Annotated in this window: 15 protein-coding genes and 2 CRISPR repeat arrays (1 of these 17 running past the window's edge); of the genes, 8 read left to right on the top strand and 7 right to left on the bottom strand. The window is 43.5% G+C overall.

From position 1 onward, the window contains the following. A CRISPR array of direct repeats spans positions 1-1,827; the repeat unit is 29 nt; unit sequence ATTTCAATTCTACCTAGTACGATTAATGG (it extends 397 nt beyond the left edge of the window). A 153-nt stretch (positions 1,828-1,980) separates the two neighbouring features. Both ABV001_RS07530 and ABV001_RS07535 read left to right on the top strand, forming a co-directional pair. Beyond that, the gene (locus ABV001_RS07530; protein WP_502929864.1) at positions 1,981-3,159 is read left to right on the top strand and encodes an IS4 family transposase; all 1,179 of its coding nucleotides are present in this window, start codon (positions 1,981-1,983) and stop codon (positions 3,157-3,159) included. Positions 3,160-3,179: 20 nt separating this feature from the next. Further along, a CRISPR array of direct repeats spans positions 3,180-3,990; the repeat unit is 29 nt; unit sequence ATTTCAATTCTACCTAGTACGATTAATGG. Between the two features lie 115 nt (positions 3,991-4,105). After that, positions 4,106-5,484 (top strand): IS3 family transposase gene (locus ABV001_RS07535; RefSeq protein ID WP_502929865.1). Its coding sequence is split into 2 segments (ribosomal slippage): positions 4,106-4,445 and positions 4,445-5,484, totalling 1,380 coding nucleotides; the frame shifts between segments, so codons are not numbered across the junction. Here the strand turns inward: ABV001_RS07535 and cas6 are convergent. Continuing rightward, positions 5,474-6,346, bottom strand: coding sequence for a CRISPR-associated endoribonuclease Cas6 (gene cas6 / locus ABV001_RS07540; protein WP_352422219.1), 873 nt, complete (start codon positions 6,344-6,346; stop codon positions 5,474-5,476). The two genes, ABV001_RS07535 and cas6, sit on opposite strands and share 11 nt — an antisense overlap. Positions 6,347-6,564: 218 nt before the next feature. Here cas6 and ABV001_RS07545 point away from each other — a divergent pair, with 218 nt between their 5' ends. The 4 genes from ABV001_RS07545 to ABV001_RS07560 all read left to right on the top strand — a co-directional run bounded on the left by ABV001_RS07545 (position 6,565) and on the right by ABV001_RS07560 (position 12,174). Further along, entirely contained in the window at positions 6,565-8,682 is a 2,118-nt protein-coding gene (locus tag ABV001_RS07545) for a prolyl oligopeptidase family serine peptidase (protein WP_352422220.1), read from the top strand. 748 nt (positions 8,683-9,430) lie between these two features. Then, positions 9,431-9,997, top strand: coding sequence for an alkyl hydroperoxide reductase subunit C (gene ahpC / locus ABV001_RS07550; protein ID WP_352422221.1), 567 nt, complete (start codon positions 9,431-9,433; stop codon positions 9,995-9,997). Positions 9,998-10,071: 74 nt separating this feature from the next. Continuing rightward, positions 10,072-11,622 carry an alkyl hydroperoxide reductase subunit F gene (gene ahpF / locus ABV001_RS07555; RefSeq protein ID WP_352422222.1) on the top strand — a complete coding sequence of 517 codons (1,551 nt, stop codon included), beginning with the start codon at positions 10,072-10,074 and terminating at the stop codon, positions 11,620-11,622. 78 nt (positions 11,623-11,700) lie between these two features. Next, positions 11,701-12,174: a Dps family protein gene (locus ABV001_RS07560; RefSeq protein ID WP_352422223.1), complete on the top strand. Its 474-nt coding sequence runs from the start codon at positions 11,701-11,703 to the stop codon at positions 12,172-12,174. 144 nt (positions 12,175-12,318) lie between these two features. On the opposite strand, the gene ABV001_RS07565 is transcribed toward ABV001_RS07560, so the two are convergent. From ABV001_RS07565 to ABV001_RS07575, 3 genes are read right to left on the bottom strand one after another with little or no spacing between them, the layout of a single operon-like run. After that, positions 12,319-13,029 carry a LytR/AlgR family response regulator transcription factor gene (locus tag ABV001_RS07565; RefSeq protein ID WP_352422224.1) on the bottom strand — a complete coding sequence of 237 codons (711 nt, stop codon included), beginning with the start codon at positions 13,027-13,029 and terminating at the stop codon, positions 12,319-12,321. Next, a complete protein-coding gene (locus tag ABV001_RS07570) occupies positions 13,001-14,107 on the bottom strand; it encodes a sensor histidine kinase (RefSeq protein WP_352422225.1) in 1,107 nt (368 codons plus the stop codon). Before ABV001_RS07570 ends, ABV001_RS07565 begins: the two co-directional genes overlap by 29 nt. Before the next feature lie 24 nt (positions 14,108-14,131). Next, a complete protein-coding gene (locus tag ABV001_RS07575; RefSeq protein WP_352422226.1) occupies positions 14,132-16,981 on the bottom strand; it encodes an outer membrane beta-barrel protein in 2,850 nt (949 codons plus the stop codon). A gap of 247 nt (positions 16,982-17,228) precedes the next feature. On the opposite strand from ABV001_RS07575, the gene ABV001_RS07580 reads away from it, so the two are divergent. Next, on the top strand, positions 17,229-18,413 hold the full coding sequence (locus ABV001_RS07580; RefSeq protein ID WP_352422227.1) for a YeiH family protein: 1,185 nt from the start codon (positions 17,229-17,231) through the stop codon (positions 18,411-18,413). Positions 18,414-18,457: 44 nt separating this feature from the next. Here the strand turns inward: ABV001_RS07580 and ABV001_RS07585 are convergent, their stop codons facing one another. Then, positions 18,458-18,946, bottom strand: a complete 489-nt coding sequence (locus tag ABV001_RS07585) for a SixA phosphatase family protein (protein WP_352422228.1) — start codon at positions 18,944-18,946, stop codon at positions 18,458-18,460. Between the two features lie 157 nt (positions 18,947-19,103). Between ABV001_RS07585 and ABV001_RS07590 the strand changes: the two genes are divergently transcribed. Next, the gene (locus tag ABV001_RS07590; RefSeq protein ID WP_352422229.1) at positions 19,104-19,934 is read left to right on the top strand and encodes a DUF4230 domain-containing protein; all 831 of its coding nucleotides are present in this window, start codon (positions 19,104-19,106) and stop codon (positions 19,932-19,934) included. Here ABV001_RS07590 and tdh read toward each other — a convergent pair whose 3' ends face one another. Next, positions 19,935-20,963, bottom strand: coding sequence for an L-threonine 3-dehydrogenase (gene tdh, locus ABV001_RS07595; RefSeq protein WP_352422230.1), 1,029 nt, complete (start codon positions 20,961-20,963; stop codon positions 19,935-19,937). A gap of 125 nt (positions 20,964-21,088) precedes the next feature. Further along, positions 21,089-22,279: a glycine C-acetyltransferase gene (gene kbl, locus ABV001_RS07600; RefSeq protein ID WP_352422231.1), complete on the bottom strand. Its 1,191-nt coding sequence runs from the start codon at positions 22,277-22,279 to the stop codon at positions 21,089-21,091. Positions 22,280-22,361 lie beyond the last annotated feature (82 nt).

The raw sequence follows: 22,361 nt of genomic DNA on the forward strand, positions 1-22,361 counted from the left end.
TCTACCTAGTACGATTAATGGAAATAGGTTCACGGAATTGAGCTACGACTATCTTAATTTCAATTCTACCTAGTACGATTAATGGTTATCAGCAGGAACCAGAACAGTAGTACTTCCTGATATTTCAATTCTACCTAGTACGATTAATGGTAGGAGTAGCAATTTGGACAGTAATAGAAATCATATTTCAATTCTACCTAGTACGATTAATGGGGCATAATGGGCTACATAGGGGCTGTTATTCCCCGCATTTCAATTCTACCTAGTACGATTAATGGTAACTATTTCTATTTCACTGGCGGTTCCGGTGCGTTATTTCAATTCTACCTAGTACGATTAATGGAAAGAATGGGGAGTTTTAGAAGATAATTTTACCTAATTTCAATTCTACCTAGTACGATTAATGGATAGACACAATCCGGAGGGTGAATAAGGGAATGATATTTCAATTCTACCTAGTACGATTAATGGCAAGAAAGGATGTGCAATTTGCCTTGTGGAATACAAATTTCAATTCTACCTAGTACGATTAATGGGACAGGCTTGTGTCGCAACTCAACAGGATCACCGAATTTCAATTCTACCTAGTACGATTAATGGTTACAGGAGTATGTGATCACCCGTGACGAGTACCGATTTCAATTCTACCTAGTACGATTAATGGAAGAAAGGATGTGCAATTTGCCTTGTGGAATACAAATTTCAATTCTACCTAGTACGATTAATGGGGGTATATTGATATTGGTATTAATTTGTCACGATTATTTCAATTCTACCTAGTACGATTAATGGTCGTCCGTTTCCCTGATGCTTTTAACCATGTCAACCATATTTCAATTCTACCTAGTACGATTAATGGTGACAAAATAAGCGGCGAGATCGAAATGGTAAACTTATTTCAATTCTACCTAGTACGATTAATGGACCATCCCGAAAATAGGGGGTGAGCCTATACCTCAAATTTCAATTCTACCTAGTACGATTAATGGGTATGATTCCGTCTATGTCGGGATAACGATAATCAGATTTCAATTCTACCTAGTACGATTAATGGTTAACACACGTTCCAAAAGAAATATTAGATGATGTATTTCAATTCTACCTAGTACGATTAATGGTTTCAAAGATATATATACTTACATTTGTAGTGAAATTTCAATTCTACCTAGTACGATTAATGGTCTGGGCAAAAGGCACATCATTAACGGTTAATCTCGTATTTCAATTCTACCTAGTACGATTAATGGCGGATAGAAGATATGGAAAATTTGTCATTTATACATTTCAATTCTACCTAGTACGATTAATGGAAAGAAGTTGTCAGAAGACATAGGGCATCAAATATATTTCAATTCTACCTAGTACGATTAATGGTATCATTTGAAGCGGAAATAGTTACCTTAGGCACATTTCAATTCTACCTAGTACGATTAATGGAGATAAAATCTATTTGGGGATTCAGCGACAAAGACATATTTCAATTCTACCTAGTACGATTAATGGAATGTTTGGAAGCCGAGAGATTATTGGATTTGGCTCATTTCAATTCTACCTAGTACGATTAATGGTCATTGGAGAAAAGAATTCTACCCACCTTCTCCCTATTTCAATTCTACCTAGTACGATTAATGGTTACTATCCGTTTTATTGATCGGTCTACTTTCTTGATTTCAATTCTACCTAGTACGATTAATGGCTTTCTAAGTCAGTTCTTTTGCTCATATCAAATAAAAATTTCAATTCTACCTAGTACGATTAATGGGATGAAATCACGGGAGATAAAACGTATCTTTGCCCATTTCAATTCTACCTAGTACGATTAATGGTCCGAAATATGATAAGATAAGATGTAACACTACTGTCCAAAGAAATTTTCTCAGACATGATTTAAATTAGTTTATATTAATGCATTACACGAATAAAATTTTTCCGGGATTTGATTTTATACTTTTGCAAATAGTATTGCAAGAGATAGAAATCATGAATCAGGGAAAGACCGTATTCGCTCAGATAATGTCGCTCATACCGAGATATGAGTTTGACAAATGCGTAAAGAGATACAATGGCAACCGACATGCCATCGAGTTCAAATGCAGAGACCAGTTCATGGTGATGAGTTTTGCCCAGTTCACCAGTCAGGACAGCCTTCGCAGCATTGATGCAACGTTGGTTGCCCTGTCCTCCAAGTTGTACTCGTCCGGAATCAAATATATCCAACGCTCGACTTTGGCACATATCAACGGGACCAAGGACTGGCGCATCTATCACGACTTCGGTCAGATATTGATTGCCCAAGCGAGACACCTGTACCGCAACGAACCTTCCAGACTCGACGTGGACGGAATCGTCTATGCCTTCGACAGCAGCACGATGAAACTTTGCCTGCAACTCTGTCCATGGGCAAGACTTCATCATGATAAAGGTGGTGTGAAGATGCATACCCTGCTGGATTTGCGGGGAGCGATTCCCACATTTGTTTATCTGACGGAAGCCGCGGTCCATGACTCCAAAGCCATGAGCCTCGTACCCGTGGAGCCTGGTAATTATTACCTCATGGACAAGGGATATGTGGATTTCAAGCAGTTGTTCTGCCACTTTCATCGCCAGCAGGCTTTCTTCGTCACCAGGGCCAAGGACAACATGAAGTATGAGGTGATAGAAGAGCATTCGGTTGATAAAAGCACCGGAGTTGTTAGCGATTCCACTATCAGGCTGACGGGATTGAAAACCTCCCGATGGTATCCGGACACACTCCGCATGGTTGTGTATGAGGACTATGCCACGGGAAATGTCTATCGGTTCCTGACCAATGACTTCACACATTCTTACCTGACCATTGCTGAACTTTACAGGGAACGTTGGCAAGTGGAATGTTTCTTCAAATGGATCAAACAACATCTGAACATCAAGGCGTTCTACGGAACCAGCCAGAATGCGGTATACTCGCAGATATGGATTGCCATCTGCGATTACCTGCTGCTTGCCATTGCCAGAAAGATGTTTCATATTGATCAAGAACTTTATATTTTATCGTCTGTCGTCGGCAAAGTACTCTTTGAGAGGAAGCCTTTAGGCGAACTGTTTATTAAACCAAAACGTCCGATGAATGATTCCGATTCAGATCAACTGAACCTATGGGGTAATTTCTTTGGACAGTAGTGAAGATGTAAGTAATTATTATTTCAATTCTACCTAGTACGATTAATGGACAATATTAAGCAAATTAAGGTCATCGGGCAAATCCAATTTCAATTCTACCTAGTACGATTAATGGTTCCTTGCCGCAAAGGCAGTATATTAAGTTTTGAAGTATTTCAATTCTACCTAGTACGATTAATGGCCTTTTGCAGTCCGAATACCAAATCCGTCGTTTCCTTATTTCAATTCTACCTAGTACGATTAATGGAAAACAGTATTATTAAACGGCATCGAAATAAATTAATTTCAATTCTACCTAGTACGATTAATGGTTTCTTCTTTTGTCAAAAGAACACTATAGTTTGATCATTTCAATTCTACCTAGTACGATTAATGGTCAAACAGAAAGATATATAATTTCGTCTTTTGCCGAATTTCAATTCTACCTAGTACGATTAATGGTACCATTCCCTTTTGAGCTTGGGATTATAATACTTTATTTCAATTCTACCTAGTACGATTAATGGTCCAATATGCCTCTTTTAAGCTGATGCCGTTTAGCCTATTTCAATTCTACCTAGTACGATTAATGGTGATGCTGAAACGCTGGAAATCGTTTCTGGTGATATATTTCAATTCTACCTAGTACGATTAATGGCCAAATAAAAACACACAAAAAAATGCATTAAAGTGATTTCAATTCTACCTAGTACGATTAATGGAAATAGGTCCAACAAAATTCAACCCCGCAAATCCGTATTTCAATTCTACCTAGTACGATTAATGGAATGCTGAAATAACCCGGTCAGGTCGGTAGTACCCTATTTCAATTCTACCTAGTACGATTAATGGCTTCAAATGGGGTACATTGTAAATATTCAGCATAATGTTTACCAGTTAATAGGTTAATTGCTTAAGTGTTTTGAAAGAAAAGTATTCTATTTATCCACTTTCAAAACCTAAGATTATGGCAAAGAAAACAACAAGTAAAGATTCCGCATCGAACACCGAGAAACTAATTAAAGAGATTCGTCGTAATACAGCAAAAGCCTATACCTCGGAACAGAAGATTCTGATAGTTATGGAAGGCATGCGTGCTGAGCTTTCTGTGGCCGAGCTGTGTCGTAAGTATGGGATCTCACAACCCACGTACTACAAATGGAGCAAAGAGTTCATTGAAGCCGGTAAGAAACGTTTATCAGGAGATGAACTACGGGAAGCCACTTCCGATGAGGTAAAAGAGTTGAAAAAGGAGAATAATCTTCTCAAAGAGTCTCTGGCCGATTTAGTTATCCGATATGATATTGTAAAAAAAAGCTTGATTCTGTTGGATTAAGCGTTAAATGGAAGAAGTATATGCGTTTAACGGCAGATGAAAAAGCAGAGGTGATCCGTTTGGTTATCAGCAGCCCTGAAGGAGTGAACAAGACCCTGCGTTCTTTGGGTATCCACAAGCGTACTTTCTACAATTGGTATCATGCCTACAGTAGAGATGGTATCGATGGTTTGTTGCCTAAGGAACGCTCTTCCCGGCAGTGGAATCGGATACCCGACCAGGAACGTCAGCTCATTGTAGATGTTGCTTTGGAACACACAGATCTATCGCCCCGAGAATTGGCGGTAAAGATTACCGATGAACAGCAACTCTTTGTTTCTGAATCCAGTGTATATCGTATTTTGAAGTCCAGGGGATTGATTGCCCCATCGCCTCACACTTTTATTGTGGCAGCCGATCAGTTTCATACCAAAACCAAGTTCCCCAACGAAATGTGGCAAACGGACTTTACCTACTTCAAGATCAAAGGCTGGGGGTGGTACTTCCTGTCGACTATTTTAGATGATTACAGTCGGTATATTGTCCATCACGAGCTATGTTCCACTATGAAAGCGGAAGATGTCAGGAGAAGCGTGGAAAAGGCAATGGAACGTGCACAGATAGGTAAGAAGGATGCTCCCAAACTTTTATCTGATAATGGAGCTTGCTATATTGCCAAGGACTTGGGAGAATACCTAAGCTCTCAGAAGGGCATACAACACATCAGGGGAAAACCTATGCATCCACAGACGCAGGGTAAGATTGAGAGGTATCACCGATCCATTAAATCGATAGTCTTATTAGATAACTACTATTGTCCTGAGCAACTTGCCTGTGCAATTGACCAGTATGTAGACTATTACAATACGAAGCGTTATCACGAGTCATTGGACAACCTCACGCCTGAAGATGTATATCTGGGACGTGGCGAACAGATACTTAAACTAAGGCAAAAGATCAAGGAGAAGACAATCAGACAGAGAAGAGACAACTATCAAATGGCTAAATTATTGGAAGCGGTCACTGGCTAAATATTTTTGTTTTTAAACGTCCTCTCACAAAATAATGAGGACTTAAAAAACAAAAATATGAAACAATTTCACTATGTTTGTAAAATAAAACACTTAAGCCATATTGGTAAACATTAGTTTGAAGACATACACCCAAACCGGTCTCATACATTATCTTCATCAATTCCACGGGGGCTGTCAATTCGAACCTACACATAAATCCACGGATTTTGCTCTCCTGGGGAGTACCTTCCTTAATGGTAATCAAACTCGATCTTGGTTTTGTAAGTGCTCTGAGGCTAAAAGGAAAATGCTCCTCCGAAAAATCATGACCGTAAAAAGCCCTGTACTTGTTCAACAAATTAAGTCTCACAATCTCACCTGCATCAGGATGATCTGGTGAGATGTATTTTTCAGAGCCATCTTCTTCCTGACGTACGATACAAGCCGGGGACAGTGTTTTAAACGTCATAGTCTCCTTGAAAACCGGTGAAGACAATATCTCCACCCCCTGCACACGGAAACGGATGTTTGCACGACGGTCACCCAATTCAAAAAACTGCTGTTCTTTGAATAATCCTTGTACAAATTCTTGTGTACTACGTTCAGGTAGAAATGATATATACCACTCTATGCTATCTGACAATATTTTAAGATAAGATCCTTCTATGGAGTAGCAAGGTATGTATAGCCTTGAAAAAGTGAATAACTTAAAACGTCTTTGATTTTCCTGAAATCCATTTTCGTGCAACCACAACGAAAATTCGCTCCCTGAATTGGAGAGAATTTTATAAATCAATGCTGAAGCCGCATATTGGTAATTAAGCGGTATAATATCACCAAACTGCTGTTTATCAATACTTAAAGTAAGATTAAAGCGCATTTCTTCTAAATATAATCCAACAAAATAGTAATATCCGTAAAATTACAAAAACTTTATGAATATCAAAAAAAAATATTGAATATAATACCTGAATTATTATAGTAAAAATATTCCTGACCGATTTTGAATAAATTCCTTCAAAAAGAGTCTGATTTAATTATTTTCAACTCTGACTATAAAAAGCTATTTTTGTCCTTTAAACAGCTAATCATCTCACAATGAAGAAAATTTTTATAGCTATGTGTATTGCTGCGACTTTGGCTTCATGCAATCAAGAAAACAAACAAACTGTAGTGGTCACTTATCCTGAAACCAAGAAAGTGGATACCGTAGATACTTACTTCGGTACGGAAGTGAAAGACCCATATCGTTGGCTGGAGGATGACCGTTCAGACGAAACGGCAGCCTGGGTGCAAGCCCAGAATGAAGTGACATTCGGTTACCTGGAGAAAATTCCTTTCCGCGATCAGATTAAAAACAAATTGGAGGACCGGTGGAACTATGAGAAGATCGGTGCCCCGTTTACCGAAGGGGGTTACACTTATTACATGAAAAACGACGGATTGCAGAACCAATACGTTGTCTATAGAAGAGACAAGGACGGTAACGAGGAAGTGTTCCTCGATCCGAATAAATTCTCGGAAGATGGCACTACTTCATTGGCGGGCTTACAATTCACAAGAGACGGCAAAACAGCGGCGTATGCTATTTCTGAAGGGGGAAGCGATTGGAGAAAAGTGATTATTATGGATGTGGCTTCCAAAACAATCCTGGGGGACACGCTGGTCGATATCAAATTCAGCGGTATCTCCTGGAAAGGAAACGAAGGGTTTTATTATTCGAGTTATGACAAGCCGACAGGAAGTGAACTCTCCGCCATGACGGACCAGCATAAGCTATATTGGCACCAACTGGGAACACCGCAATCAGAAGATAAGGTGGTTTTCGGACTCGACAAAAAAAGACGGTATATCAATGGTTATGTAACCGAAGACGACAAATACCTGGTCATCACCGCGGCCAACTCCACTTACGGAAATGAATTATATATCAAAGACTTAACAAACCCAAACGGTAAGATTGTCACTCTTGTGGATAATTTCGACAATGATTGTTACGTGATTGACAATGAAGGGGACAAACTATTTATCGTGACTGACAAGGATGCACCCAACAGTAAGATTGTCACGGCGGATGCCACCAATCCGGCTGCTCCCTGGGTCGATTTTATTCCGGAGACCGAGAATGTACTCTCCCCTTCTACCGGTTCCGGCTATTTCTTTGCCCACTATATGAAAGACGCGATCTCGCAGGTAAAGCAATATGATTACCAAGGGAACTTGGTGCGTGAAGTGGAGCTTCCGGGAGTGGGAAGTGCCGGCGGATTCGGCGGTAAGAAAGAGGATCCGCTCCTTTATTATAGTTTCACCAATTACATCACGCCGGGAACAACCTACTCCTACGAACCGAAAGAGGGCAAAACGGAAGTCTATGAGAAATCAAAGGCAAAATTCAATGCAGATGATTACGAATCGGAACAGGTGTTCTACACTTCCAAAGATGGCACAAAAGTGCCTATGATCATCTCCTATAAGAAAGGTACCCAACGCAACGGGAAAAATCCGACCATTCTTTATGGTTACGGGGGATTTAACGCGAGCATGACACCCGGATTTTCGGTTACCAACGCAGTCTGGATGGAAAACGGCGGAATCTATGCCGTTGCCAATATAAGAGGTGGCGGCGAATATGGCAAGAAATGGCATGAAGCAGGCATTCAAATGCAAAAGCAAAATGTGTTCGATGATTTCATCTCAGCGGCAGAATACCTGGTTGATGAAGGATACACTTCGTCCGACTATCTGGCCATCAAAGGCGGTTCAAACGGCGGACTGTTGGTCGGCGCTTGCATGACGCAACGCCCCGACCTGTTCAAGGTGGCGCTTCCCGCCGTCGGCGTGATGGATATGCTGCGTTACCATACCTTCACCGCAGGTGCCGGTTGGGGGTATGATTATGGTACCGCCGAACAAAGCAAGGAGATGTTCGAATACTTGTTGGGATACTCTCCGGTGCATAATGTAAAAGAAGGGGTGGAATATCCTGCCACGTTAATCACCACCGGAGACCACGACGACAGGGTTGTGCCGGCACACAGTTTCAAATTTGCTTCCGAGTTGCAGGAAAAACAGAGTGGCACAAACCCCGTTCTTATCCGGATTGAAGTAAATGCGGGACATGGAGCAGGAAAACCACTTTCCAAAACCATTGAAGAAAATGCCGACATTCAGGCATTCACTCTCTATAATATGGGAGTGAAACCATCAGGCAAATAATTTTCCGAAGCATTACCAAAATTAAAGGCTGTTTTCCCGAAATTCAAAAAATTCAACAATCCGTCTACATGGACGATCTGGAAAAGCTTAATCAATAATATCCTCGTTCTATTATTAATTGCCTTAGGAAATCCGATATTTGACTGGAGTGTAGGACATCGGCTAAACAATACTTTTGGTTCTCTCTTACTCTCCTATGTAAAGGAACAATAACAATAAAATATCTACACTGATATTTGACGGAATGATGACTTCCTTTACGGATGTTGCATTATTGACCTCACCCAAAGAATATCACGAACATATAAAGCAATTCATAACATCGCCCTACTCAGCCAAGGAGGATACCAAGGAAATTATGAAGGCAGACATGTCGAGGCGCCTGTTACATATCCGGAAACTTTTGTAGGATATATCAATAAAATACTTTAGACTACCTTTCCTTGATATACGCTCCCCTTTCCTACCCTTAATTTGTTTAATTCTCTGCAAATCGATCTAACTTACAGATAAATGAGGGAAACATGCAAAATTTTTCTTCACTCTACCTAAAACTTTAGCCAATACCATATAAACACAATCAATTGAAAAACGTTTTCAATAAATAAAATCTTTATTTATCTTTGTGGTGTGATAAAAAACGGATATGTCCTAAAACATTATTGGAACCCGAATGTTACACATTCCGGGACAAAGACAATGACAGGACTTCATGTTGAATAAACATTATATAAAACATATAAAAACTATGACTTCAATTATCAATTCACAACTGACAGAGTTTAAAGTAGAAGCCTACCACGAAGGCGAGTTCAAAACAGTAACCCACAACGATGTATTGGGTAAATGGGCGATTTTTTTCTTTTATCCCGCAGACTTTACATTCGTATGCCCTACCGAATTGGTGGACGTGGCTGAAAAATACGAAGAACTGCAGAAAATGGGCGTGGAAGTTTATTCGGTAAGTACCGACAAGCATTACACCCATAAAGCATGGCATGACGCATCCGAGAGCATCCGCAAAATCAAATATCCTATGCTGGCAGATCCTACCGGACTCCTTGCCCGCGCATTCGGTGTGATGGTGGAAGAAGAAGGTGTTGCTTACAGGGGTACTTTTGTAGTAGATCCTTCGGGAAAGATCAAGATTGCCGAAATCCACGATAACGGCATCGGTCGTAACGCTGAAGAGCTGGTGCGCAAGGTGAAAGCCGCCCAGTTCGTAGCCACCCACGACGGTGAAGTATGTCCCGCTAAATGGCAGGAAGGCCAGGAGACATTGAAACCCAGCATTGACCTGGTGGGAAAAATTTAATATACAATCACTACTGACGGGTAACCTGTAGTGAATTGCAAACTATTTGGTTACCTGTTTTTTATTGATGCATTATGTTAGACACATCATTAATAGAACAACTACGGGGTATTTTCGCGGAACTCGGCAATGATTACACGTTCGATGTTTCGGTCAACCAGAACCATCCCGACCGTGGACAACTACTCGAACTACTCAACGACGTAGCATCGGTTTCGGATCGTTTATCTGTAAAAGAGACCTCCGGTGAGGCACTTGCTTTTGACATACTGAAAAACGGAGAAAATACCGGCATCCGGTTCCGCGCCATACCCAACGGTCATGAGTTCACCTCATTGTTACTGGCCGTATTGAATGCTGATGGCAAGGGTAAAAACCTGCCTGATGAATTCGTCACAAAAAAATTGAAATCGTTGAAGGGAAATATCCGTTTGACGACATATATGTCGCTCACCTGTACCAATTGTCCGGATGTGGTACAGTCGCTGAACGCCATGGCGGTGCTTAACCCGCATATTACCCACGAAGCGGTGGATGGTGCCATCTACAAGGAAGAGGCGGATGCTTTGGACTTGCAGGGTGTTCCGGCAGTTTTTGCCGATGGAGAATTGCTGCATGTAGGCCGTAGTAATTTCGGCGAACTGCTGGCAAAACTCGAAGCACATTACGGTACGGAGACATCCGAAACCGAAGAACAACCCGTCCGCGAATACGACGTGATCGTGGTGGGTGGCGGCCCAGCCGGTTCATCAGCGGCTGTGTACAGCGCCCGCAAGGGACTGAAAGTGGCTGTGATTGCTGAACGTGTAGGCGGACAGGTCAATGAGACGGGAGGGATAGAAAACCTTATCTCGGTTCCCCAGACAACAGGTCCTAAACTTTCGGATGACCTCAAAAACCACATGAACAATTATCCCATCGATATTTTTGAGAACCGTTCGGTGGAAAATGTAAAGGTCGAAAACGGTCAAAAGGTGATTACCGCCCGGACCGGAGAGATATTTACCGCACCTGCTTTGATCATCGCTACAGGAGCAAGCTGGCGCAGGCTGAACGTACCCGGCGAAGCCGATTTTATAGGAAAAGGTGTAGCTTTCTGCCCCCATTGTGATGGTCCGTTCTATAAAGATAAACGTGTAGCCGTGGTAGGCGGGGGTAATTCCGGCATCGAGGCGGCTATCGACCTGGCAGGGATTTGTACCCATGTCACTGTCTTTGAATTCCTGGATGAGCTGAAAGCGGATAAAGTATTACAGGAAAAGGTGAAAAGCCTGCAGAATGTGGATATCTTCCTCCACTCGCAGACCACAGAAGTGATCAATAACGGGGAGAAAGTGACCGGGATGAAAGTAAAAGACCGTAAGACAGAGGAAGAACGTCTTGTAGACCTCGACGGGGTATTTGTACAGATCGGCCTGGCACCCAACAGTGCAGCCTTCAGGGATGTGGTAAATACCAACCGTTTCGGAGAAATAGAGATCGATGAACGCGCACGGACTAATGTGCCCGGGATCTATGCTGCCGGAGACGTGACCACGGTGCCCTACAAGCAGATCATCATCTCGATGGGTGAAGGGGCAAAGGCCGCTTTGACAGCATTCGACGACAGGATCCGGGGAATATAAATGAAAAAATTGGCAAATAGCACACTATTTTGTAAATTTGCCGCAGTTATAACGACAACACAGTTAAACAAAAAAATTATGAAGAGATTAGATTATTTAGGGTTAGACCCAAAGAGTACTGAAAAGACAGTAGATGGCTTACAGAAATTACTGGCCAGCTTGCAGCTTTACTACACCAACCTCCGCGGATACCATTGGAACGTGAAAGGTGCTGAATTTTTCAACGCACACGCTAAATTTGAAGAGTATTATGATGACACTGCCGAAAAGGTGGATGAAGTGGCAGAACGCATCCTGATGTTGGACGGCACGCCTGCGCACAACTTCAGCGAATACCTCAAAGTATCGGCCATCAAAGAAACCGGCGTGGTAACCAATTCAAAGGAAATCGTAAAAGAAATCCTGGACTCACTGAAGGTGATTATCGCTTTGGAACGTGAAATATTGGAAAATGCCTCCGAAGCCAACGACGAAGGCACCGTGGCGTTGATGAGCGACTATCTCTCGGAACAAGAAAAAACCGTCTGGATGCTTACCGCATACCTCTCGTAAGGTACCGTTAGAATATAAGTTAAGGAGAGTGGATCACCCGTTGGGCTAGTCCGCTCTCTTTTTTATTACGCACCTTTTATCCACATTACGCACCATTTATCTTCATACGATGAAGGCGTCATAAGAGTTAAAGTTGCCATGAAATTACTGTCCAATTAACGCGAGGAACTGTTTACGGTAAGTGTCTCCCATCGGGATTTGTTTTTCTCCGATGATGATGCGCTTTTTATTGATACTCGATATCTTATTCTTGTGAATGATATAGGAACGGTGTACGCGCATAAAACGATCCGGGGGCAGGTCTTCTTCCAGTGATTTGAGGCTTATCAGCGACAATATGGGTTTTGGCTGACCTTCGGTATATATTTTCACATAATCTTTCAGTCCTTCGATATAGAGGATATCGTCAAACAATACATGCAGAAGTTTGTAATCGGATTTCACAAAGATACCCGAATTCTCTTGCACCGCTTCGGTGGCCGGCTTCTTCTCGGTCATTTCGAACCAGTTTAACGCCTTTTTGGCGGCGGTAAGGAAATCGGCAAACGAAAAAGGCTTCAGCAGGTAATCGAGCGCACTTACCTTATACCCTTCCAGGGCATATTCGCTGAAAGCGGTGGTAAAGATGATGCGGGTGTGGTCATTGATGATGCGCGCAAACTCCATCCCATTCACTTCCGGCATTTGAATATCGAGGAAAATAAGGTCTACCTTCTCTTCCGCCAGATGTTTCATGGCCGACAGGGCATTGCTGTATTTACCTGTCAATCGCAAAAAAGAGGTCTTCTGTACATATGACTCCAGAAGCGACAAGGCCAGTGGTTCATCATCTACGATCCAACAATTGAGTATCATCGGTTGTTTGTTTTGTGTCGATCAAAAGCATGGTTGAATACACATTCTCATCCATGGAGGTCTTCCATTGATAATTACCGGGATAAAGCAATTCCAGCTTCTTCTCCACTAATTCGAGGCCGATACCGCTTCCGCTCTTATCAGATCCTGATTTCGGGAAATAGCTGTTCCGGGAGACGAATTCCACTTTCCCGTCGGGATGTTCCCTGAGCGAGATATCGATAAATGAAGGTTTATCCCCACTGATGCCATGCTTGAACGCATTTTCTATCAAAGATATAAAAATTAAAGGAGAAATAAGCGTATTTCCCGATTCGGAATAGGAGAAGTCGGTCGTCAGTTTCACATTGTCGGGAAGACGTATCCGCATCAGTTCTATGTAATTACGCATGAATGTAGCTTCCTGTCGGAGGGGCACGAAAGTCTGGTTATTTTCGTAAAGCAGGTGCCGTAGCATCTTGCTCAGGTCCATCACCGCTTGTTGTGCCTTGGGTGGGTCGAATTCTATCAGTGCATAGATATTGTTCAGTGTATTGAGCAGGAAATGGGGGTTGATCTGGTTTTTGAGGTTTTGCAGCTCGGCCTCCGATTTTGCTTTTGCCAGCTCTTTGCGTTCATTGTCCACTTCAAACCAACGCGTAGTCATTTTTAACGCCACACTCAATCCCGTCATTAACAACAACGAAGTAGAATTACGCACCAAGAACTGGAGTTGCATATTGAGTCCGCCCTTCCTCATACGCCTTCGTGGTCTCAGCTCCGGCATGACTGTTTCGAGCAGACCTCGCCCGTAATGTATCAGGAATGCTACCGCCACGACAAGCAGCAAGTTATAAATGATAAACTGTTTGGTCTTACCTTTATAGAGGAGTTTGTCGATCAGCAGGAAATAGTTCAGGTAAAACACCAGCATGAATCCCAACATCTCCGGGAGCGAACGGATGAACCACTGCCAATTAAAGATACGTTCGGAATCCATAAAAAAGTAGGGGAGAATGAAAATCACCCCCCACAGTAGGATATGCATCAGCACATTATTCCGTTTTTCTTTGTGCTTTGATTTTAATTGTTGCTCCATTGTCCTGATATTTATATCGTCGTGTTAAATAGGACCACCAGGTCCACCAGGACCACCCGGTCCGCCCGGTCCGCCAAAGCCTCTTCTCTGCGGCATCATATCTTCACGCGAAGCACCTCCCTTAAAGATATTGAACCGGTATACGAAATGCACCATGAAATAACTCGTGAGTGTATTGGTAGTTGTGTCCTGTATATAGTTGGAAGTTACACTCCTGTTGATATTACTGCGTTGTTGCAGGATATCATATATCTTAAAACGGATGGTGCCGCTCTTTTGTTTAAACAATGTTTTCTGTAGGGAAGCGTTCCACAGCCATTCGTTTTGCTCGAAGCCGTCAGCATAGCCTGAGTTGGTGGCGTAATTGATATCGCTTTCCAGTGTCAGGTCCCACGGCAGATAGATGGCAGTAGTAGCACTTCCACCATAGTTGAAATATTGCTGGTCGATCTGTCCTTCAAGGCTGTTGGTTACATTGTTGAAATTGACATTACCGCGGATAGAGAAGTCGAACAGGTCTGAACGGTAGTTCAACCCCAGCGATTCAGCCAATGATAGCTGTCTGCTCGTATTTTTATCCTCATCGGTGAACTCATTTGATTCATCTTCGCCGGCAATCGATTTAGAATATCCGTATCCCTGGTTATACCTTGCGAACGACATCGAGGAGATGGAGAATTTAATATTTTTCAACGGTACATTGAAGATCAGGCGTCCGTCTGCATTCCAGTTTCCCGATACGTTCTGGTATGTGGTTTCTTTACGTCCGGTAGTCACATCGGTGATAGTAGCCGACACAATATCGTTTGTCGTAAATCCTCCATTTACGAAGGCCATCATTGAACTGGCTTTTTCAGGATTCGAACGTTGATATCGTATATTGAACCGATGCTGGAAAGAGGGTTTCAGGTCCGGATTGCCATATCGTATATTGAGCGGGTCAGAGACGTCTATCACCGGTGAAAGTTGTGTGACCGATGGTTGTTCGGTACGCCCGAAATATCGCAGGCGAAGATTATGCGTACGGCTCCAACGATAGTTGAGTTGTGCCATAGGAGCAAAATTGAGCACATTTTGTTTGGTATCGTGTATCATGTCTGTTCCGATGAACGTTTTACTTCGGGAACTGGAGGGCTCCATCGACACACCCAACATATAATCGTAGTTCTCTCTCACGGCCTTGAAATTCAACTCAATTTCCTGATTTCTGAAGTTATTTTCCAACCGTTTGCTATAGAGTGAATCGAGTACGGTGTATTGTCCAGATTCATCCTGGGTACGTGTATCCTTGTCCGATTCCGATACATTCTGGCTGTATTCGTATGCCAACTGAAGGAAATTATTTCTACCGATCGGTTCCACATAAGAAATATATGCCCGCCAGGAGGTGTTGTCGCTTGTGTTCGTGAAGCGTTGATCGATAAGATCATCGGGGCGTGTCCCGTTGTAGAAAGTACTGGAAACGCTGGAACCGCTGTTGTCTGACTCACTTCTGTTGGCGCGTATCTGAGCGCTTAAGACTCGTCCCTCTTTCCCGAGTTTACGGCTTATGTCCAGGTTTCCACCATAATTTTTGCCGTCCCCTTCCGAGAAATACTTCGAATCACCATGATTAATGGTATCGCCCGACAGCTCATTACGGGTATGAAAGTTCCCCTCTTCGTTGCGGTCGTTACTGTAAAAAGACACATTCGGTCGGAAAATAATGGTGGTGGCATCATCCGGATTCCACTCCATCCTGAGATCCATATTAAAATTCCGGCTCTTGCTGTTGGAACGGTTGCTTTCATTTTCCAGGGTGTTTCCCGCACTAAGGATATTCTGCGTGAATACATCCGAATGCACGTCGGTATCGGTAGATCCGTAGCGCACGTTACCCCCTATCTTGAACCTGGAAGAGAGTTGGGTACTGAAATTCCCCCCCAAATTCAATGAAGTGGATATACCATCTGTTCCCCCGAACATCCGACCCCGGCCGCCGCGACCACCCATATTGCCGAACATGGCCCCGGCCAGATCGGAAAACCCGGCGTTATTGGTATTGTTTATACCTCCAAGAAAGGTATACTGGTCTTTATCTTTCATATAATTGACCATACCGTTGGCCTCATACCGGTCTTTACTGCCATAGCCGGCGAAAGCATTTCCGAACAGTCCCTCCTTCATGCCGGGACGTACCAGCAGGTTGATCACATTCTCTTCCTCACCATCATCGAATCCGGTCATCTGCGCCATTTCTGTTTTTCTCTCCAGGACTTGCAGCTTTTCCACCATTTTGGCCGGAAGATTTTTAGAAGCTACTTTAGGGTCATCACTGAAAAATTCCTCTCCATCGACCAATATTTTGGTGATCTCCTTCCCATTTACGGTGATCTTTCCCTCGCTGCTGATTTCCACTCCCGGCATTTTCTTCAGGAGGTCTTCCACCACAGCGCTCTCCGTCACTTTATAAGAATCGGCATTATACTCCAGCGTATCTCCCCTTACGGCAATTTCCGGCGCTTTGGCAGTGACTACAGTCTCCGAAAGCAGGATATTGTCATTCTCCAGCCCGATATTACCCAACTTTACATTTGGAGCGGCTGAAGTCACTTGCACATTCCTGAATATGTCGTGATATCCGATGTATGAGATATGTACGATATAAGATCCGTTCTTTACCGGTATGGAAAACAATCCTTTCTCATCGGATGCTTTTCCCGTAACAAAACTGCTATCAGCCTGCTGGAGTATACGGATATTGGCCATCGGCACCGGTTCTTCCGATTCTTTTTCTATTAACTTTCCCGAGATGGAACTGGTGGTCTGCGCCTGCATCATGAAAGAGAATGTAGGGAGTAAAACAGCCATAACCAAAAAACAAATCTTCTTCATACAATTAAAATTTAGAGTCAAGAACCAAGACATCATGCCTATGGTGATCATAATTTGCAGCAAAAATAGCACAGATACGAAGGTTATACAAAAGAAATAGATCAACCCGCCTATTTTATCGACCAACAGCGGGTTTGAGGCGATTAAACCATGTCGGGGCAGGAAAGAAAATGGCTATTTCTCTTTATTATTTGTAAATTATTTATAATTTTGTCTGCAAATCTATTGTTCGATAAGAAATATACACATGCTGAAAACATTGAAAAGTGAAGATTGGGTCTCCACGCTTATTGGTGGAGTTATCCTTGTACTGGTAATTCTTTTGCCGTCGGTGATGAAGAATTATGTGCAGATGTCGCTTGTGATAGCCATACTGGCTTATCTGGGGTATCTGTTTATGGGAAATAAAGACAAAGGCGGTTTCGTACTTTCGTTTGTGGTAGTTTACGCACTGGCCTGGTTAGCGGAATACATTGCCGGTCTCAGTCCTATTAAGACGATCGGACTGGAGTCAGTCTTTTTTGCCGTACTCATTGGGCTGCTTATCCGTAATACGGTAGGATTACCGAAATGGTTGGCTCCCGCAGTGAAGAGTGAGTATTACATTAAGGCAGGCCTGGTAATTCTGGGTAGTTCCATTCTTTTCAATGAGATCATGCGGGCCGGAGCACTCGGTATGGTGCAAGGTATCATTGTGGTGCTCTCGGTCTGGTATTTCAGCTTCTGGATATCTACCAGGGCATTCAGGATAGACCCGGAGATGTCGATGTTGTTATCGAGTTCGGTCTCTATCTGCGGGGTTTCTGCTGCCATCGCCACCAGTGGTGCCATTAAAGGTGATCCCAAGAAGCTTTCCTTTGTGATCTCGCTGGTGCTTATTGTAGCTATCCCGATGATGTATCTCCTACCCTACCTGGCAAAATGGATGGGGTTGAGCGAGGAGATCGCCGGTGCCTGGCTGGGTGGTACCATTGACACGACTGCCGCTGTGGTTGCCTCAGGGAAATTTATCGGGGAAACGGCCGAGCAATACAGTGTGATCATCAAATCGGCACAGAATGTGTTGCTGGGCGTTGCCGCATTCGCCATTTCCATTTATTGGTCATACAAGGGTACCAACAGCGATATCCGTCCTTCCGGGAGTGTGCTTTGGGAGAGGTTTCCTAAATTTGTACTTGGTTTCCTGATCGCTTCTTTGGTCTTCAGTTTTGCCTTTGATGCCGAGACCGGTAAAGAGTTGTCGCGAGTGGCAAACAAAGGTGCACGCGGACTGCTTTTCTCATTGGCATTTGTATGTATCGGTTTAGAGACCGACTTCCGTTATATCTTCAGGAAAGAAAATGCCAAATACATCTGGTCGTTCCTTACGGCACAGGGGTTCAATATCGTACTTACCCTGCTGATTGCCTGGTTACTGTTCAGAAATATATGATCCCGACCAATCGGGCGACTCAATTTCTGTTCTGAGGCTTCTGGTCAGAGTTCCTTGGCTTGTTTCAGCCAAAGGAAAACCGCCTTGTCGGTAGAGATGTCTACCCAGGAGTCGATGTGGAATTCAAAGCATGTGGCCGATGCGGTGGGGAGATTGTCGATACGTATACCCAGGTCGTTGACCAGGTCTGTCACACCGGGGTTATGTCCCACATAGAGGCAACGATTGACCTCGTCAGGCAATTTGGAAATTACATTCAGTATCCAACGGGAAGGAGCGAAATAAAGATTCTGGTCGGTTTTAATTTCTTCCTGCGGATAGCTGAGGCTTTGTGCAGCCAGTATGGCGGTATCATGTGCACGTCTTGCAGACGAAGAGAGGATCAGGTCGGGTACGCCCCATTTTTTCAGAATAAACTTTCCCATGTCGGAGGCATTCCTGATACCGCGGTCAGTAAGAACGCGATCGTAATCATCTTTGGACATTGTATCCTGTTCGGCTTTGCCATGACGTAAGATAACAAGTTGTTTCATATAGTTTCGGCTTTTGCTTTCGCTCAAATTCTTTTTTGAGGCTACAAAATTAACGATAATTTTTCATATTTCATCTTTTTGGGTATTTCATCCTCAGCCTCTATATTTATCAAACCTTTATTCTTATTTTTGTGTTCTATCACGAAGATTTATACGTATGACAAAAAAGATCATAAAAAGAGCAGGTTTAATAACAGTTATCATTCTTCTATTATTAATTGCAGGATTTCTTTACCGGACATTTTTCAGGCCCACATACGCCGGAAGCGGGAATATATTGGGTATCCTGGTCTTTGGACTGCTCACCGGCATTGTAATTGCGGGGCTGATGTTTCTGCTCTGGAATATGCGCAAAGCCCGATCGGGTACCGTCACCACCTCCCATACAGTTGTTGAAGGCATAAAACGGGTTTTCAAGATCGTAGTGGCCGAAGGACAACTCAACGAGATATATAATTATGAGAACACAAAAAAGTTGCTGAAGTTTATTCCTTCTACCAAAAAGGCGTTGGTCATTGTGCGTGCGCAGGTGCTGATAGGTTATGACATAAAAAAGTGTGTATGGGAGGTCGATGAAGAAAATAAAGAGATACGGCTGATGGATTTTCCCAAACCTGAAATTCTTTCCGTTGACTGTGATTTCAATTATTATTATTTCGAAGATGACCTGTTCAATGTGATCGGCAGAAAAGACCTTCAACAGATCCAGAGCCTGGCAAAAGAGCAGGTAAAAAAAGCCGCATTACAAAGTGGATTGATGAAGATCGCAGCCGACCAGATGAAACTGCTCCTTGAAGAAGTGACGACGGCCAATCAATGGGTTGTAAAGAATATCGAATTGATTGACGATTATAAGGTACTTCCAGACCCGCATGAAGAAGAAAAAGAAGAGAGCCCCGGAAAAGAGCTCCCTTCATTAAAACCAATAAATTTGTTCGGCAAAGCCATTGATAAATTAGATAAGACTGTCAAATTTTTCAGATCCTGATCATGATTCCCAGTTCAGGATCACCTTACCACATTGTCCTTCTTCCATCACGTCGAATCCCTTTTGGAAATCATCAACCCCGAAACGGTGGGTGATGATAGGACTCAGGTCCAATCCGGAAATGATCATCTGTTCCATCTGGTACCATGTCTCCCACATCTCACGGCCGTAAATTCCTTTCAGGGTAAGCGCCTTGAAGATGATCTCGTTCCAGTCTACCATCGTGTTATTAGGTAGAATGCCCAATAGCGATATCTTGGACCCGTTGTACATATTGTCAATCATTTCCCTGAATCCGGCGGGAGACCCCGACATTTCCAACCCCACGTCGAAACCGCGCATTCCTAATTTCTCCACGGCCTGTGCGATTGTTTCGCCCTTTGAAATATTCACTGTAAGCGTTGCTCCCATCTTCCGGGCAATCTCCAGCCTATATTCACTCAGGTCACTTACCACGATATAACGGGCACCGGCAAAACGGCAGATGGCGGTCGCCATGCTACCGATGAGTCCTGCACCGGTAATCAGCACATCTTCGGCGATGAGCGGGAAAGAGAGGGCGGTATGTGTGGCGTTGCCGAACGGATCCATGATAGAGGCGATCTCATCGGGAATCCGCGGATCAAGTTTCACCACGTTAGCAGCCGGCAAGGAGAGGTATTCGGCGAAAGCGCCGTCACGGTTTACACCCACGCCAATGGTATTCTCACAGACATGCAGCTTGCCACGGCGGCAATTGCGGCAGTGGCCGCAGGCAATATGTCCTTCACCGGTTACCCGGTCACCCACTTTCAGGTTCTCTACGCCGCTACCCATATCCACGATCTCACCGACATATTCGTGTCCGATAGTCATAGGCGTTTTAATAGTTTTCCGGGACCAGTCGTCCCATTTGTAAATGTGGAGGTCGGTACCACATATCGATGTTTTTTTGATTTTGATAAGTACATCGTTTACTCCGATTGTCGGGACGGGTACTTCCTGCATCCAGATTCCTTTTTCAGGACGTAATTTGACTAATGCTTTCATTTTTGATAGAATAAAGAATAAAGAATAAAGAGTAAAGACTGTTAGAGTCAAGATTTTTAGAACCAAGATTCAAGACTATTATAACCAGTAGATTAGTCTCATTGAAACATTGGCATATTGGCTCATTAAGAAATTATTTTAAGTTTTTTCCCAACTTTGATGAACGCGGCGACGGCTTTATCGAGATGTGTGCGTTCGTGGCCTGCGGAGAGCTGTACACGGATACGTGCTTCCCCTTTGGGTACGACAGGGTAGTAGAATCCGGTCACATAGATACCTTCGTCCAACAGTTCTGCGGCAAATTCCTGCGAGAGTTTGGCATCGTAGAGCATTACGGCGCAGATGGCCGATTGGGTCGGTTTTATATCGAAATTGGCTTCCTTCATCCTGGCCACAAAATAGTCCACATTCTCATGAAGCTTGTCCTGCAACTCGTTGGATTCCTGCAACAGGGTAAATGCCTCTATACCCGATGCCGCCACTAAGGGAGGAATAGAGTTGGAGAAGAGATAGGGTCGCGATCGTTGGCGCAACATGTCGATGATTTCCCTGCGTCCGGTGGTAAATCCGCCGATGGCTCCTCCAAAGGCTTTGCCCAATGTTCCGGTAATCACATCCACATTGCCCATTACATTATACAGTTCGGATACACCTTTCCCTGTCTGGCCTACTACGCCAGCTGAGTGGCTTTCGTCCACCATCACCAGTGCATCGTATTTCTCCGCCAGCTCCATAATCTTGTCGAGCGGTGCTACGTTGCCATCCATTGAAAAGACGCCGTCAGTGACAATAATGCGGAAGCGTTGGGCTTGCGCCTGTTTCAGTTTCTCTTCCAGATCGTCCATGTCGGCATTGGCATAGCGGTAGCGTTGAGCCTTGCAGAGACGCACCCCGTCGATAATGGATGCATGGTTCAATGCATCGGAGATGATAGCATCTTCATCGGTGAAGAGCGGTTCGAACAACCCTCCGTTAGCGTCGAAACAGGCAGCATAAAGGATGGTGTCTTCGGTTTTGAAGAAGCGGCTGATGGTCGCCTCCAGTTCCTTGTGATAATCCTGGGTTCCGCAGATGAAACGTACCGACGACATGCCGTAACCCCGTTCGTCGAGAGCCCGTTTTGCCGCGTCGATGAGTCGCGGATGATCGGATAATCCCAGATAGTTATTGGCACAGAAATTGAGGACCTGTTGTCCCGTTTGTACTTTTATTTCAGCTTTTTGCGGCGAAACAATGATCCGTTCCTTTTTGTAAAGTCCGGCCTCTTCGATTGATTTCAGTTCATCTTGCAGGTGTTGTTGCATTTTTCCGTACATATTGTTCAGTTGTTATTCAAATTTATTTCATAAATTTAGTTGTTTGCTACGCTCTACATAGTTAAAACAAGTTTTTCCTCTG

Source organism: Proteiniphilum sp., assembly GCF_040307845.1.
Classification (GTDB): domain Bacteria; phylum Bacteroidota; class Bacteroidia; order Bacteroidales; family Dysgonomonadaceae; genus Proteiniphilum.